Genomic DNA, 17,246 nt, shown 5'->3' on the forward strand with positions numbered 1-17,246 from the left:
CCAATAAGGTTTGCTTCTTTGAAAACTTCATGTCATGACATCCAGTCTGATTATATGGGTACATCATGCTGTACCTACGCATCTATTAACATTATTATAATTGCGAACTTCGCATGAAGCGACCTACTTCCTGATTTTCATTCATACGAAAGCCATCTTTGATGATACGAATGTTTTGAATATGTTCAGAACCGCCCTGTTATACTGTCGAGTAAGCCAGACTTATGTCGAATAAGCTGGAATATGTTCAACAAGATGGGGGATGCAGGAATGAACACAAGAGAAACAAAGAAGCACAATAACGTCGCAGGCAGATCAATGAAGGGTTGGAAACGACTGCTTGCAACAGGCATGGCTGTATTGGTTGCCGGCAACATTGGCATATGGCCAGCACCCACAGCAGAGGCATCACTTGAGGTGGATTGGGTATGGAGCTACACGGAGGGCGCAATCGGCAACAGTACAGATTTGGATTACAATGATGTCCTGTATGACAGCGAGAGAGACGTATATTTGGCAGTCGGCGATAATGGTGCCATTGCTTATTCACAAGATTTGAACAATTGGATTATCGATCATGTGGAAAGCTTTGAAGAAAACGGCATTGATTTCAATTCGGTCGTTAAATTTGGAAACGGTTATATTGCTGTTGGCGAAAAAATGTCCATTGCCGTATTAGACTACGACACGAAAGATGCTTCAGTTGTTATACCAGAAAATATAGATAACCCATTCATAAATAACGACGAAGAGTTTGACTTGGAAGAAGTAACGGTCATCGACGATGTCCTTTGGGCTGGCGGTGAGGGCGGTATCATTCTTCAGTCAAATGATGGTGAATTGTGGCAAGCGCGTCTTCCGCTCAAATATGACCTCGATTCCAGTTCGGAATACGATACAACAGTAAAAACCATTATTAAGGGCAAAGACGAAGAAATTCTAATCGGCGCTTCCGAAGGACTTGTAGCCAAACAGAATATGCAGGACTGGGAGTATGAATACGTTGGCAACAACTCTATTTATAAGCTCGCATGGAATGATCAACGCTACCTGCTCGTAGGCGGACAAGGTACCATTTTTAATAAGCGACCGGGTAGTAGCTGGATTGATCGCAATGTCTATCATTCAGATACGGACACTTATGAGGTTACGTCTGAAAACATTCGTACAGCCGTTTGGGCTGGAGATCGCTATGTCGCGCTCGGAAGTGACTTAACGATTCTGGAATCGATAAGCGGCAGCGACTGGCTTAACAAATCTTTTAGTGACAAAGATATAAACATTGAATCCGCCGCATGGAACGGCACACAAGTTGTCGGTGTCGGCGAAGAGGGTTTGCTCGTTGTTGGCGGTCCAGAGGTAGATGAGGTGCCAATCGAGCAGCAGCCTAACACTTGGCAGGAAATGGACGATATGGCTTGGCCTTCTGCGCTAAAGACGCTAGAGAAGGCTGTTCAATTGGACGGTAAATTCTATATTGCAGGCCTTACTAATGAAGTCCCTGCGCGCAGCGTGCTCTATGTCTATGATCAAAATGACTCCGAGTGGGATGAGGTTATTGAATTAGCCAAATATGCCTACAACGATGATGAGTTTACAATTGCAAACGGTTATGGCATGGCCGTTCTAAACAACGAAATTTATACAATGGGCGGATACATCAGCTCTTCCAATTATGCACTGTTTCACAAGATTGCACCCTTGAATTCGCAAGTCTGGACAGCCTTGCCTGACTGGTCCTCTACTACCGACGGCAGCAATACAGGCAGAGCATATGTAGCAGCAAGCGCTGCAGGTGACAGCCTTTATATGATTGGCGGCGCCTCTGGCATGACAGTCTCCAAAGACATTCTCAAATATACGCCTGACGAAAATAATGGCGTATGGGTAAAAACGGCTCAAATTGCCGCAAATAAAGCGGCTATTGCCTCCGCAGTCGTTAACGATAACATCTATCTATTCGGTGGATCTTTTGGTCCTACTATTTATAATGATGTCGAGGTGTATGACCCGGCTCTAAACACTGTAACAAAGCTGGAAAGTCCAGCAGCTGGATATGCCGGACGCGTAGGTGCCTCGGCAGCAGCTCTTCCGGATGGCACGATTATGCTAATTGGCGGCAGCGCCTCTGTAGACACATCAAATGTACCACAATCCTCTGTGACGGCGTTCCATACGTCAAGTGGCAAGTGGAGCTGTCTGGCTAATATGCCTGAAGCTCGTCTTCATTCTACAGCATTAACCCTAATCGAAGGCAACGAAACCTACGTTTATGTGTTCGGAGGCTTAACAGCTGAATTTAACGCGGCTACATCCGTACTTCGCTACAAAGTACCAGCACAATTCCCATCTTGTGGCGGTGAAACAGAAGTTCCCGGCGACAATGGTGGGGGCGATGGAGATACTGGAAACGGCGGTTCTGATGGTGGTTCTGACGGCGGTAATAGCGGAAGTGGCGGCGATACTGGAAACGGTTCTACTCCTGTTACAACCGTAACTGCAGATAAGCAGCTTGATGTTTACATTGACGGCATCAAACAGCCTTCACTCGCAACTATTAAAGAAAGTGCTTTCGGCACCAGCAAACAAGCAGTCATCAAAGTAATAGAAGACAATCTGAAGAAGAAGCTTGATCAAGAGCCCGGCAAAAAAGTAACGATTCCGGTAACAGGCAGCTACTCCTCTGTAATCGGTGAAATTAATGGCGGAATTCTACAGCTGCTTGAGAGCCGCGGAGCGTTACTGGAGCTTACAACCGATAAGGCTTCTTACTCCATTCCAGCTGCCTTGCTTCAACTGAAAGCATTGGCAGAAAAGCTAGGCGCAGGCAATGATATAAGCAAGCTTACTTTACGTCTGGAGATTGCGGATAGCAGCAGCGCACAATCCACTGCAATTGAGCAGGCTGCCAAAAATAACGGAGCAACTAACCTTGTTAGCCCGGTAGAGTTCACAATTACGGCAAGCGTAGGGGATAAGCAAGTCGAAGTAAATAGCTTTGGCCAATATGTAAAACGTGAAATTGCCCTTCCTGTAGGAACAGATCCTACCCGCATTACTACAGGTGTCGTTCTTACGAAATCTGGGTTATTGCTGCATGTGCCAACCGAAGTGGTACAACGTGGAGAACAATATTTTGCTATTATTAACAGTTTGACGAATAGTACGTATTCTGTCATCTACCATCCACGTGGTTTTGAAGATGTGAAAGGACATTGGAGTGAAGCGGAAGTGAACGACATGGCTTCCCGTTTAGTCGTAAATGGCTTGAACGAGAAATCCTTCGCTCCTGACCAATCTGTAACACGGGCAGAGTTCGCTGCAATTGCCATCCGTGCGCTTGGTTTACAAGTAGAGGAACAAGGAGCGCTTCCAAGCGATGTAGGAGCAGAGCAATGGTATGCCGCTTCGATTCGTACGGCTATTCAGTATCATTTGATCACTGGCTATGCAGATGGTTCTTTCCAGCCAAACCAACCAATCGCTCGCAGCGAGGCAGCAGCTATTCTGTCGCGTGCACTCGAGCTGGCGGATCCTGCTGCACAGCTAAGCGAGCAGGAGATCACTACTTCTCTAGCGGCATTCAATGACAGCGTGGAAATCGCCGACTGGGCCAAAGCATCCTTGGCGACAGCGATTGATCGCGGCATTATGAAAGGCAGCAACGGCAGCCTTCATGCAACCGAGCAAGTTTCCAGAGCACAGGCTGCGGCCATGTTCGCACGATTGCTTCAATCTTCTAAGCTTATCTAATTAAAAAAGCTGCCTCCCGTGGACGACTCCATGGGAGACAGCTTTTTTGCATTTAAACGCATAACCACCTGTAGTAGACATCCTCAAGCGAATAAACAAATACTTATTTGATCCCATCCGATAAGCCTCTTATAAGGGAGTCATACTGCATTAACAATTCTTGGGGTGGACGTATGCCAAGTTCTCGCTTAAGTAGTCTCACATAGTCGGTGTATTGGGCGGTTAACCGTTTTTTTTCGCCTTCTTGCGCATGCATCCTCATAAGCAGCCCGACAACGGGTTCATCCAGCGGATTACGGGCATGCAGCTTGAGCAGCAGTTTGGAGGCGGCGGCTGTATGGGGCATACCAAGCAGCGTTGCAGCTAAATCTCTTACAAAAACAGAATAGCGTTCAGCCAGCTGATCCGTCTCATAAATAGCCCATACATACGCTTTGCTTCCGAATAGGTCGCCCGTATACAGCCGTTCAACAGCTAGCGCTTCCTCCACATTGTCTGCATGTATACTGCCCAGCTTATCTACCTGGCGCTCAAATTCCTCGTAGTCAATAACAGCACCCTCCAGCTCAAGCGCATAACCATCATTCTCCGATCGAATCGCCTCCCGAAGCCCGATTGGCTCGAGCGACTTACGCAGCTGGTATACGGTCGTATTCAAATACTTCTCGGCATTCATACTCGCCATTCCTGCGAATATATCCGTGATTAAACGGGAGCGCGAAATCCATTTACCGCGATTTAGCAGCAAGTAAGCAAACAGCTCTGCACTTTTACTGGAAATCCACTTTACACGCCCTGTTTCATTTCTAACAAAAAAATCGCCAAGTGTCGCAACACTGATTCGACTGCTGCTTGGAGTGGCAGCGTCTGCTGGCTGCGGCAACTGAACGGTTTTTCTACTCTCAAGCGCGCGGTTAACGGTTCGCTCCAACCTCTCCTGAGTCACCGGCTTTACCAAGTAATCAAGCACGGACAGCTCAAATGCTTCCAAAGCGTAATCCTTGTGTGAGGTAACAAACACAATTTGAGTCTTGCAGCCCGCCTCATCCAGCTTAGCGGCAAACGTTAGGCCACTGTCACCTGGCATAGAGATGTCCACAAACGCAAGTTCCACATCGCTGTTGCTATCTAAGAACGAGGAGGCAGCATGCGTATCTGCGAACGTTCCCGCCACCTGCAGTTCAGGATACTTCACCAGCATCTTCCGCATAATTAAGTGCATGACAGGCTCATCATCAATGAGTATAACTTTCATTCGCTCTCACCACCGCTCCTTCACGTTCTTTTATTCCTTCACTCCCAGCTGTACCAGGTAGCGTGAATAAGAAAGTAGTTCCTTGTCCTGACAAGCTCTCGAAGCGCAGGCTTCCGCCATGCATACGTAGAAACTCCCGAGTCAATACGAGCCCAAACCTCATATCTCCCCCATCTTCCTTGCTTGCAAAGCCCGGCTCCTTGAAGAACATATCATCATGACGCAACAGCTCAGCTGTTTCCTCATCAATCCCGCTCCCATTGTCGCTTATAGATACCGTTACCTGATTGTCCGCCATGGAAGCGCTAAGCTTAATGTCGCCTCCGATATCCGTATACTTGATGGCATTTGACAACAAATTGCGAAAGATTAGATCCAGCATTTCCTTATCCGCATTTACCGTAAACCGCTCGTCTATATGCTCCACAATTTGAATGTTCTTCATGCCGGCTCTTGCTCCGGCGAGTGACAGCGCCTGCCTTACAACCTGCTGTAGATTCCATGAAATCGGACGGAAAGCAACCTCCCCATTCTGGCTGCGGTACCAATCAAGCAAGTTGTCCACCAGGTGAAACGTACCCCGGACTTGCCGCCTAATTTCTTGGAATACCTCAGCACTAGCAATATCGCTGTCAGCCGGCTCTTCACCCAGAAGCTCCGTCAAGCTGACCAGCAAAGCAATCGGGTCCCGGATGTCATGTGCCATTACGGTGAACAGCTTGTCCTTAAACGTATTCAATCGTAATAACCGTTCAGACTTTTCGCGAAGCCGTTCCTCATTTTCCTTTAGCTCCGTGATATCATTAAACATCAACATTTTTCCGATGGGTATATTTCCAGTGTCATAAATATAAGTTAAGCTGCACACAAAGTAGCATTGTCGATTATGAAGGAAACGCTGTAGAGGGAAACGATTATCTTTGTAGTCTGCGTCGCTAATTCGATCAAGTAGATCTGGACATGCCGAGAGCACATCCTTGCCTAGCGCGGGAACACTGTCCGCTTGCCCAAGCTCTGGAAATACTTCCTCAGCTGCATGATTATAATTGACGATTTGGTCCTCATAGTCCAGTAAGATAACACCGTCACGAATGGTATCGAACATTTTGGCGTAGGCCAGTGGCGTTAAGCGTAGCAGTCTGAACCTGAAAATACCCCATGCATAGACGAGACCTGATATCGCAAAACCAAATGGAGTGAGGTCGATAACTTTGCTGAACATGTACGCAATGTTGAACAGCATGGGAGCCCCAGCACCTAGAATCAAAACAATAATCTGCTTTCTTATAATTGGCAGTGCCCGCAGGTACATCGGAATAAACAGCAGAATGCCGAGCAGCAGAATCGTATAGTTGTAAATGGCGTGTACGGCATACCAAGGTCCCTTTACCGTAATAAACAAGGGTATCGTCTCATTCGGGTTCGGTATATAGGCTTCATAGATAAGATGATGCCAATCATTGGTGACATGCAGAAGAAACGTTGCTATCGGAATGCAAAACACAAGAATGGAAAGCCACTTTCGATACTGTACCCCAAGTCCAGTAAATTGAAAAACAAGCAGCAGCCAAAATGCGGAGACAAAGGGGATACCCAAGTATTCAATCTGAAGCGACAGTTTTATGCCGCTCAAGCTTCCACTTACCAGCTCGAACGCATAGCCGAGCGAATAACAGGAAGCCGTAATCATCATATAAATCATCGTCCTCGCCACCTGTAGATGGCGTTTCCGATAGGACAGAAAGGACACGAACAACATGAGCGCCGTGGCAAAACATAATAGTATTGACATCCACTGCCTTGTATCCACGACGGTTCCTCCCTACTTCTGATCTGTCTAACATTCGACAAAATTATTCATAATCCTTGTAAATCTTCTAGAACCTTTCAGAACACTAGCAGATCGCACAAAAAAACCGCAGGGAGGATATCCCTACGGCAGCCAGCCAGCTAGCTGCTTAGCAGCAGCCCGTCAATGACCTTTTTTAATTCTTCCTCATACATAGTGCCAAGCTTTCGATGCGCAATCTTACCATTCTTATCGATAAATATAGATACCGGTAGGGCGCTGACCCCATAATCCTGCGCTACCTTCTTACTTGGATCAAGCAGCGTTGTCAGCTCATAGCTATGCTCTTGCATAAAGCTGTTTACAAGCTCCTGCTTCTCTCCAACACTTACAGTAAGTACAACCAGATTCTCGTCTTTATATAAGCCATTCACCTTGTTAATATCGGGAAGTTCCTTCTTACACCACTTGCACCATGTCGCCCAGAAGTTCAAATATACACTTTTGCCTCTCAAATCTTTGAGGTTGACTTGATTCCCATCCAAATCAGTTAACGTAAAATCGATTGCATCCTCTAGCTCAGCCGTTTCAACGGGAACGCTGCTGACTACTGGAGCTGAAGCAGGGCTTTCGCTCACTATACTCGCCTCTACTGTGGGCTGCGGAAGCTCACTTTCCTCTTTGCCGCTAATGCTGTATTGATTCGTTGCATACGCCGCAAACAGGAACAGCACGATGACGGAGGCTCCTATTAAAATATTTTTTCTCATGTCGAGTACTCCTTTTGCAATCGAGAACGCTATTAAAGCGACTGATTGCCCTTCATTCTGAATGTAAGTATGGAAAAGGGAGCAGTCCAATGACCGCCCCCAACTCAAGTGCGTTTGCTAATGGATTAGCAGCCCTCTTCACAGAATTCTTCAGAAGACGAAGACGTATCCGAGGAGGAGGAGGAAGAAGAGGACGGAGTAGTGACAGCAGGTACCACAACTTTAACTTCTTGCTTCTTCGCGACCGTAATGGATTTTTTCGTTTCTTCTGGAGCAGTTGCTGGTGCAACTGGCTGAGTTGCTTCCTTAGCAACAACCGCTGGTTCTTGCTTAACTACTTCCTTAACAACAGGGGCAGCAGCAACCTTAACTTCCTCTTTGGCAACAGGAGCAATTGCTGCTGGAGCATTCGTTGCTTTCGGCTGCACGGCTGCTTTGCTAGCATTGCTGCTCGAAGCTTGATTATCAGCTGCTGGTGATTTCACCTCTACATTCGCTTCCAATGCCTTAGCTATAACAGACGTTTCTGACTTCACTTCCTGAACAACTGCCGCCGCTGTTGCTGGCTTTGCAATTTCGGATGCAATTGGCTCACTTGGCTCAGTACGGTTAGCTTCTGCAGTTGGCTGTACTTCCGCTGCCTTAACAGGCGCTGACTGCGGTTTTGCTTCCTTCACTACTGCCGGCGCAACGACAGCGCTGCCGTTCTCCGACTTTCCTTCGTCAACTTTCTTATTGGCAGATACAACAGCATAGGTTAAGGACAATATGGCTACGGCTGCAATAATAATGAACAAAGATAGCTTTTTCATCGTTTACAAACATCCCTTCGCTCTTCATGAGCATGTTAGTAGTAGAACTTATCTGCAGTAATCAGTATGCATAAAAAAAAGAGACACAAAGCGTGTGCGAATTCGCACTCTCATTGTATCTCTGGTGGTCCAGTAGATTATTTCACCTCAAGGCCATTAAAGAGCCTTGCGTTAAACTTATAATCTTATTGTATGAGTACATCAGACAGGTGTCAATCATTTTAATGTTTTTCCTATAGATTTAATCGGATTTAATACTCGAAACCAAATTACTGTATCTCATCGCCTCATGAAGGAAAGAATGGACAGCCTACGGCTGCCCATTCCTTTCTCGAATACAGTTATAGCTGCCGCTCTTAGCGAGACAGCAAGTTATACAACACTTGAGCTACTTCGGCTCTGCTTGAAACATGGCCTGGAAGAAGCTTGCCATTCGTTCCGGAGATAACACCTGCGTCAACAAGCGCTTTGAACGCCTCATCCGCATAGCCGGAAATATTACCTGCATCAGCAAAGCTGGATAGTGAAGCTGATCCCGCTTGTGCAGCTGGCAGCTCTCCAATCTCGCTTAGCGCTCTGTGCAGAAGCGTAAATAGCTCCTGACGAGAAATGGTTTGGTCAGGCGCAAAGCGGTTCCCTTCAAAACCGTTTGCAATGTTCAGACGCTTCGCAGCAGCCAAATAACCCGTATAATACGTGCTGCCTGCATCTGCGAAATTGCTTGCTCCTTCAGCATCAGGCTTAATGCCATAAGCATTCAGAAGCAATACGATAAACTGTCCACGGGTTACAGTAGCGTTCGGGCTGAAATGTGAAGCATCCGTTCCGCTTGTAATATCCCGTGCTGCCAAGAAGTTAATTGCTGGTGCGTACCAAGCCGATGCAGCAACATCAGAGAAATCAATTTTGTTGTATCCAATAATGTATTGGGAGAAATGCTCTGTTGCATATTCCACTGCAGCGTTCGTTTTGTTGTAATGACCTCTAATCACTTGTAGTTCGCCCTCATCCGTTACATAGTAGACGATTAAGGCATTTGGATCTTCTCCTGCCTTCAATGTATATGGCAAGGAAACGAATACTTTAGAGCCGCCGAAAGTAGTAATGATTGATTGTCCTGCGAATACCGTTAAGTCATATACCGGGCGGTCGCCAAGTACTTCTTTGTTTTCTTCCGCAAGCTCTGATTTCGAAATAATAAAGCTGATATCGCCTGAATCACTGTTCGCGCTAATTGATTTCAGTGTGCTCGCATCGAACGTAATCGAACCAATCCCCACTGTAATTTTCAATTCAGCATTTGCGCCAGATACGAGCCCGTTGAACGCGCTTCTCGGAACGGTAACTTGAATATCGCTCTTCTGCTCCGAATCTTCCACTTTAATCTCTAGAACGGCTTTCTTGCCTTCAGCTTCTGCCTGTTTTGCTTTATCCAGCAAACCAGTCACAGTAGCTGCAGGTACCAATGCAACAGCTGTACCGGAAGCTTCATCCACTTTGGAAGCGACTGTAGCGACTACTGTATTACCGGATTGCGTAATGTTGTCCGGAGTCGTTGTGCCGACGCTACCTCCACCAGTGCCGCCAGTGCCTCCTGTTGGTGGTGCAACATATTCCGGAACGATAACGGTAACCGTTGCACTTGGCAGTGTGGTCAGCGTTTCTTTATATCTAACCTCGTAGCCGCCAATAAGCAGCCCAGTAATTTCAGTACCCGTCACAGGCTGATAAGTGGATTGATTAACGGAGCGATACTCCAATCCCGCATTTACGCCTGTAATTTTACCACTGTTTTGCAAAGTGTTGGTTGGCGCTACACCTGCAAGCCCTTGTGGTGCAGCCACGTTTGCTTTAATACGAAGCTCAACAGCCGGGCTTGCGCTGAAGTCTTCATAGGTTGCGTAACGAACCGTGTACAGATCAGGAGTCAGACCTGTAAGCTTGCCAGCACTAATTGCTGTTTCTGGTACAGTGACGTATACATCTTCCGTGCCATTCCCTTTTTTGTACTCCAATGTGTACTCGGACTTGTATTCGACACCCGCTGTCAAGCCATCAATTTGTCCATCATCGTTCGCAATCGTGGACGGATGTACAGCACTAAGCGCCGATGGAGGCGCAAGCTCCTTGTAGCCACGAGCATACAAAGTAACGAAGGCGCTTGGAGCATACGTAATGCCGTTTTCTATTTTGGCAGCAAACCGTACAACATATTCTTGGCCTGGCTCAACGCTAATCGAATCGCCTGTTACAGGTTCGTATGACGAGTCTGGAGCGCCTTTCAGCTTATATTCAAGTCCAGCTGGAAGAGCAACTTCCTCACCATTCACAATGCTTACAATTTCACCTTGGCCTGAAGCTGATTCAGGTGGCAGGTTAGTTAGATTGGTCGGAGCCGCTTGGAAATCTGGAACGATGATCTCTACTACTGGACCTGGAGCATACAATTCTGATTTTACAGTTGTAAAATTGTCTGCTTCTGAGTGAAAACCTGGTTTAGCTGCATAGCGGAATTCATACACACCTGGTTTTAAACCAGTAATTGAAGTGCCCAACAATTCTTCTGTTGCTTTATATGGAACAGGTGTATATTCCTCGTTCGAATCTTTTAATTTGTATTCCAAGGACTTGGTCGCAATAACTTGGCTTCCGCCTATTGTCGTTACGTTAGCAATTCCTTCAATCTTCGCGTCCTCGCCGCCTTCAGTGGTCGGAGGTACTGCAGTCAATCCGCTTGGTGTAAGTTCTGTACGTGAGAAAAGCGTTCTCAAGCTGTTTACTTTTAAGTTTTTGGCATTGGCATTATCATGCGTAGCATTCCAATACCCCATAAGTTCCACGTGTCCAAGGATTGGAGCCGGGTTACCATTCGCGTCTTTATTATTCTTGTTGTACACCAATACATATGGAGCTTGAACTCTGCTCGCAGTAGTCGGTGTACTATTTGCTTTCGCTGCGGCGTTTTTATAATAGTTAATCTTAGTACCTGCAATTGTATTTTCGGAAATAATGTTTTGCAAGTATTCATTAACCAAATTCACATAAATCGGTGTAATACTCCACGAATCCTGTCTTGTGTGAAGGAAGTTGGTACCACTAGTGTCACCCCATGTTGGACGAGGATTGGTAGCATTTCCAGGTGAGCTTCCGATCCCGCCATCGAGCTTGGCATCAAAGTTGTACACTTTCTCGATTCCGTACTCATTTGCTACTTGGTTTACGTATTTTACAATTCCTTGTGTATCACCGCACCAAGCGCAGCCAATAAGCAGGGCATGTGTGCCTTCCGAAGAAAGTGTAAATTTCAGTTCATCTAGCGTCACCGAATCGATGACGATTTTAGGATCTTCATTGCTAAAGATGACTGGTGTGGCCGGTCTAGGAGAAACTGACACTGTTCTAAATTCGTTATATGAACCAGAAATGTAAGATTGGTTCGTAAGCACTTTGTAATTCGCATTTTTTGTACCTGCTGGCGAGATTTTATCGAACACACCGCGAAGCGCTGTTTTGTATGCATCTGCTCCGCTGCCGTTCTGCAAAGCTGCAAGACTGCCAGCGCTGCTAATGCCCTCAAGGGAAGCAATAATCGGGGTCGGCTTGCCCTCCGCATCCTTATTGTTCTTGTTATAGATGAATAGGAACGGGGAGTCCACGACATTTACTTCCTGCGCACCCGGGGAACCTTCACCCGTGTAAGTAAACGCTAGTTTACCTGAATTACCTGCTGTCACACCGTTAAGATTTTTCAAATAACGAGCGGCCAAATCGACATAGCGTATACTGAAGCTTTTATTATTTTGCGCAGCAGACGCAGCGGTATTTGGGTTTGTAGCTGTACCCCCTGTATCTATTTCATAATTAGGTTCCTGTGGCCTCGCAATGTCCACCCAGCCGTCTGGTCCGTCCAGCTTCGTATCGAAGTTTTTGATCGACGTCACTCCGTATTCCTTGGCTACATCATTGATATAACCGATAGCGGCTTGCGTCTCAGGCTGCCATGATCCACCAAATAGAAGGATATAGTTATCATCCGGAGCAGGCTCCGTTCCATTCGTAGCATTTCTCAGCAAATAATCGAGCTCGTAATACGTGAGTGTTTCGAATACATGATCTTTACCTGCGAGTGCTTCATACTTTGATCCGAAATAGTCCTGTGTAGCGCTAATTCCTGCTGGTTCAGGAGCTGCAACCGCGCTGCTTGCCCCAAAAACCGGCAAAGCCACTACCGCAGACAACAGCAAGGCGATCCATTTCTTTGATTTTATTGCCTTTTTCATTCTTATACACCTCTACCTATCAGAATAGTTGGAATTAAAGCGATGAAAAATAATGCAGTTCCTATTATGTGAGTGTGAGTACATTTCTCGTACGTTCTTATGTATGTGTTAGAACGTTATTGCAACCTCTGCAAATGACGCCGCCCCTCCTTGTTATAGACTATGTGGATAAAAAAAGAGATTCGTAGCAGGTGCGCTTGCGCCTGCATCGAATCTCTGGTTGACCAGTTGATTATTGTGCTCTTTAATTATCCGTCGAAAGGATTCATCATTCATCCCCTGCAACCATCATAAAGCGTTATTCCGCTCGCTGTCAATGATTTTTACGCATTTCACATCAGATTAGTCGGAATTAATTTTTATTTGCTGTTTGATTACATGCTCGATTAGCACTCGTATATTTACATTTACCGTCAAATTGATTAATCGTCCATTAACAAATGGGCTTTATACTAGCTGTAGTGTCACATCTTATACTTGAAATAGAGAGAGGATTTGCTCTTCATGGGAATTCATACGTATTTTCAATCGCTTAACGATCTTGAACGCATTATTCGCTGCCCTGGAAAATTCAAATTTGAAGAGCATAGCGTGTCCGCTCATTCATGGAAGGTTGTACAATACGCCAAAACGTTGGCAGATATTGAAGAAAGCAACGGCGTTACGATCGACTGGAAGAAGCTTTACGAAATTACGAGCAGCCATGATTATGGTGAAATTTTTATTGGCGACATCAAAACACCGGTGAAACATTATTCTATGGAGCTCCGCGGCATGCTGCAGCAGGTAGAAGAAGGCATGATTGCTTTATTTATAGAAGAGAATATTCCTGAAGAGCTTAAGCCTATCTTCCGCAGACAGCTGCGCGAGGGCAAGGATGATTCCATTGAAGGGCTTATTCTTGAGGTTGCGGACAAATTGGATCAAGTTTACGAGGCGCTTACTGAATTGCTAAGAGGCAATACTGAGAAAGAATTTGTCGTTATGTACCGTGAAGCGCTTGTCAAAATCAAAAAAATAAAGCTGCACTGCGTCGATTACTTTTTGAAGCATATTTTGCCCGATATTGTGAATGATAGCTCTAATTGCCACGTCGATATTCAAAAGATTACGAAGGAAGCCTTGGCGCTTTAACGATCGATTCCCCTTCAACCTTAATCCCCGCTCAAGCAGCTCCATGAAGCATTGTAACCGAACTCCTTCAATAACGGTGCAGCGGAATGATCCATTATCTTATACAGCGCACCTCCATGAAGGTACGCTGTACATTTAATCTTCAATGATTGTTAGCAGCTCTGATGCTGGCGTACGAGGCTTAGGTGCTGGGATTGCATCCGGGCTGAAATAGCCCAAATGCAATGTGCCTACCACTTTTTCCTCTGGTGATACACCTACTGCTGCTAAGAAAACAAGGCTCTCGTTATAAGGACTTGTTTTCCATACCACTCCAATTCCTTGTTCCCAGGCGAGCAGCTGAATATTTTGGATTAACGCCGACGTTGCCGCAAAGGCCTCTTCCCATGCTTTCTGAGGCAGATCGGCCCTCATCACAACAATCAGATGAGCGGGTGTATCACTGCAGTATGCTTCTAACATCTGAGCACCATGCTTCGCTACGAATTCCGGCTGCCGCGTATTCAGCACTGCCTCGGCGAAAACACGTCTTCCGTCACCCATAAACAGAATGAACCGCCACGGCTCTTTCTTAGAATGAAATGGCGCCCATATCGCGTTATCCAGCAAAGCTAGCAGCGTTTCCTTCGACAGCGGCCTGCCATCGAAATCTTGAATCGTCCTTCTCATGCGAATGGTTTCTATGACCTTATTCATCTCATCCACCTTATCATAACGACTAAGGCTGCAGCGAGAAGGAAGCTGCAATTTCGTCAATAACTTTGCTAAGCCCAATCGGTCCGAAGCCAGCGAACCAGAGATTCGCATCTCCGATATAAACCCGTTCATTCTTAACCGCGTTCAGATAGGTCCAGATCGGCGTTTCCATAATATGATCGAGTGCAAGTTTATTCTCGTCTCCAGGACGAAGAATAATAAACATACGATCTGGATTCAGCTCAGGCAGTACTTCTGCTGAGATCGGAACATTCCATGAGTCCTTGAAATCAATGCCCTCAACCGATACAGGTGTTAAACCCAGCGCTCCAAACAACGTAAAGTTATCGCTTGGCTGGATGAGCTGCAATTGCTTATCCTGTACCCTCATGAAAGCTACCGTTTCGTCTGGTGCTGCAGTAGCCAGCTTGTCATGAACAACCGTTACTTTCGTATTGTACTCGGCTTGGATACGATCAGCTTCCGCTTCCATACCGAATACGGCTGCTGTTTCACGGAATCGTTCCCAATCACCTTCATTCTCATTATCGAAAAGAATAGTGGGTGCGATTTTGGACAACTGCTCATAATTCGCTTCGTTCAGTGTCTTCGATGCCAGAATAAGATCTGGCTCCGCTTGGAGCAGCGCTTCGAAATTAGGTGCTTCGCCCGAACCAATCACTAGCGTATCCTTCATCTGGTCAGCCAAATATTCAGGAAATCCAAGATCATTGTAAGTAACCATCGCATGCGGCTCAATACCTAGAGCAAGCAAATGATCAGCGAAAACATAAAGCATGCCTGCTACCTTCTTAGGATGGAGCGGTACCTCAATATCTCCTTTAACCGTCTTAATGATTCGAGTTTCATCAGCAGCAGCGGATGGAGACTCGGCATCTGGCGCAGCCGTTGGTGAGCCTGCCTGTTCAGCCGTATTTGCAGCAGCCTGGTTTGCAGCATTTTCATTGGTGCCACAGCCAGCCAACAACCCGATAAGCAGCAGCATGGAGAGAATGACGGCCCCCCGTCTTATTACTTGGTTAAATAAACTTATGTTTGACAACATGTGCTACACGCCTTCCAATGTGATTTTGATAATCATTATCACTATTTATTATAGGCAGACGTCTTTACCAAAGCCATGGATAAGCGTGCTCAGCGCATGGACATTTGGCTCATGAACAATTCTGTCATCCGGCGCAAAAACAAATCATGAGACACGGATGTGTAGCATGAATAGTTGCGTGAGGCTCCAAGATCATAAATATGTCCGCTGTTTACTGCTTTCAGTTCACGCCAAACCGAATGAGTGGTCAAGGCATGCCTTAGAGCCTCGCGTTGCTGAACTTCACTAGCGGTGAATAGAATGAGATGATCAATATCGTATTCTACAAGCTGCTCAATGGTCACCATGCGAGAATGAGATACTTCGTTTAATTGGCTGGGCATTGTCAGCTGCAGATCGCGATAGAGAACGGTACCTAAGTTGCGGCTGCCGAATAATTGGAAACGACCGGCCTCGAACTGCGCAACCGCAACAGTCCGGTCACCAATCTTTTCTCTTACAGCAGCACGTGAGCGTTCGGCGAGCGTTTCATACTGCTCCAGCCATAACTCTGCTGCTTCGGTACGATTCACTGCCCTACCGATTATACGCAGATGGTCACGCCATTCTCCGTGGAAAGGCACGGTACAGGTAGGGGCAATATGCCGGAATAGATCCGCCTTATCCGGCTCTGCGTAATCCCCCCGTTCAAAGCTAATAATTAGCTCCGGTCTTGCTAGCAAAAGCCTGTCAAGATCAGGCTGCCCATAACCCACTTCCATCGTAGCTTGCAGCCCGGCATTTGGCTCTTGTGATGGATTGACTAGTGCGGCAAAGGGCTGCATGCCAAGCGCTAGCAAATGACCGGTATAGGGAATAGCTGCTGAAGCAATGCGCGATGACATCCGGTGTTTCTTCATATACACAGTAGGAGAGAAGCCTGTAACGGCTTTGAACTTACGGCTGAAATAAAACTCATCTTGGTAACCGACCCTATTAGCTGTTTCTCTAATCGTACGCTCGGTACCCAGCAGCAGATCACCAGCATGCGCAATACGCACTTCATTCAAATATTCCATCGGCCCTTGACCTACAATTCGCTTGAAGAGTCGAGAATAATGAGCGACGCTCATGCCTGCCATTGCTGCCAGCAGCTCTCGAGTAAGACTATTGTGGAAATGAGCATTCATGTGCAGCTTGGTTAATTGAATGCTCTCATGAGCTTGATCGTAATGCTGCTCTGGCTCCGAATTTTGCTCTAGCTCTAGTCGCTTGCGCACAGCTAACAGCAGCTCTTGAAAACAAATATTGGCTTGCATGCGATCCCATCGATTACCGTCCCAAATGCTGCTTATCCTTCGGGCCAGCTGAGGCGCTTCAGGCAATGATACGGCTCGCTCCTCTTCTTCTCTCTCGCTCTCGCGACGGAGAACACCATCTTCGCTTTCCGCATATATCTCAAATTCAAGCTGATTATATACCAGCGGCTGGTTGCCCCTTGCGTCTATCCTCCAACTGGCTCTCGGCGAGAGCACCAGTACATGAGCGGGATGCACAGCCAGCGGCTGACCGTTAACGACAAGCTCTCCGCTTCCCTTTGTTATTACAATCAGCATGTGATGGTCTGATTGCTGGAGGCCGCGCATTGTAACGTCTGTATGGACGGTTTGCATACCTATGAGCGAATATAATCTGTCTGTTTCTTTCATCTT

10 protein-coding genes are annotated in these 17,246 nt (G+C 46.5%); 2 read left to right on the top strand and 8 right to left on the bottom strand.

Features of this window, described 5'->3' with window-relative positions:
* The first annotated feature begins 270 nt into the window (after window positions 1-270).
* A complete protein-coding gene (locus FGT79_RS28470) occupies window positions 271-3,753 on the top strand; it encodes an S-layer homology domain-containing protein (protein WP_171056498.1) in 3,483 nt (1,160 codons plus the stop codon).
* A 103-nt stretch (window positions 3,754-3,856) separates the two neighbouring features.
* Here the strand turns inward: FGT79_RS28470 and FGT79_RS28475 are convergent, their stop codons facing one another.
* The 5 genes from FGT79_RS28475 to FGT79_RS28495 all read right to left on the bottom strand — a co-directional run bounded on the left by FGT79_RS28475 (window position 3,857) and on the right by FGT79_RS28495 (window position 12,659).
* Window positions 3,857-5,008: a response regulator gene (locus FGT79_RS28475; protein ID WP_138756228.1), complete on the bottom strand. Its 1,152-nt coding sequence runs from the start codon at window positions 5,006-5,008 to the stop codon at window positions 3,857-3,859.
* A complete protein-coding gene (locus FGT79_RS28480; RefSeq protein WP_281286041.1) occupies window positions 4,989-6,800 on the bottom strand; it encodes a sensor histidine kinase in 1,812 nt (603 codons plus the stop codon). The genes FGT79_RS28475 and FGT79_RS28480 overlap by 20 nt, the downstream gene beginning before the upstream one ends.
* A gap of 158 nt (window positions 6,801-6,958) precedes the next feature.
* Window positions 6,959-7,567, bottom strand: a complete 609-nt coding sequence (locus FGT79_RS28485) for a TlpA family protein disulfide reductase (protein WP_138756230.1) — start codon at window positions 7,565-7,567, stop codon at window positions 6,959-6,961.
* A 125-nt stretch (window positions 7,568-7,692) separates the two neighbouring features.
* Window positions 7,693-8,379, bottom strand: coding sequence for a hypothetical protein (locus FGT79_RS28490; protein ID WP_138756231.1), 687 nt, complete (start codon window positions 8,377-8,379; stop codon window positions 7,693-7,695).
* A 356-nt stretch (window positions 8,380-8,735) separates the two neighbouring features.
* Window positions 8,736-12,659 carry an S-layer homology domain-containing protein gene (locus FGT79_RS28495; protein WP_138756232.1) on the bottom strand — a complete coding sequence of 1,308 codons (3,924 nt, stop codon included), beginning with the start codon at window positions 12,657-12,659 and terminating at the stop codon, window positions 8,736-8,738.
* 504 nt (window positions 12,660-13,163) lie between these two features.
* On the opposite strand from FGT79_RS28495, the gene FGT79_RS28500 reads away from it, so the two are divergent.
* On the top strand, window positions 13,164-13,793 hold the full coding sequence (locus FGT79_RS28500) for a YfbR-like 5'-deoxynucleotidase (RefSeq protein WP_138756233.1): 630 nt from the start codon (window positions 13,164-13,166) through the stop codon (window positions 13,791-13,793).
* Between the two features lie 135 nt (window positions 13,794-13,928).
* Here FGT79_RS28500 and FGT79_RS28505 read toward each other — a convergent pair whose 3' ends face one another.
* From FGT79_RS28505 to FGT79_RS28515, 3 genes are all read right to left on the bottom strand, one after another.
* Window positions 13,929-14,489 carry a nitroreductase family protein gene (locus FGT79_RS28505; protein ID WP_138756234.1) on the bottom strand — a complete coding sequence of 187 codons (561 nt, stop codon included), beginning with the start codon at window positions 14,487-14,489 and terminating at the stop codon, window positions 13,929-13,931.
* 22 nt (window positions 14,490-14,511) lie between these two features.
* On the bottom strand, window positions 14,512-15,555 hold the full coding sequence (locus tag FGT79_RS28510) for an ABC transporter substrate-binding protein (RefSeq protein ID WP_138756235.1): 1,044 nt from the start codon (window positions 15,553-15,555) through the stop codon (window positions 14,512-14,514).
* A gap of 89 nt (window positions 15,556-15,644) precedes the next feature.
* Complete coding sequence (locus FGT79_RS28515; RefSeq protein ID WP_138756236.1) at window positions 15,645-17,243, bottom strand: helix-turn-helix domain-containing protein; 1,599 nt, start codon at window positions 17,241-17,243, stop codon at window positions 15,645-15,647.
* Between the last annotated feature and the right edge of the window lie 3 nt (window positions 17,244-17,246).

Source organism: Paenibacillus sinopodophylli, assembly GCF_005930355.1.
In the GTDB taxonomy this organism is placed as follows: domain Bacteria; phylum Bacillota; class Bacilli; order Paenibacillales; family Paenibacillaceae; genus Pristimantibacillus; species Pristimantibacillus sinopodophylli.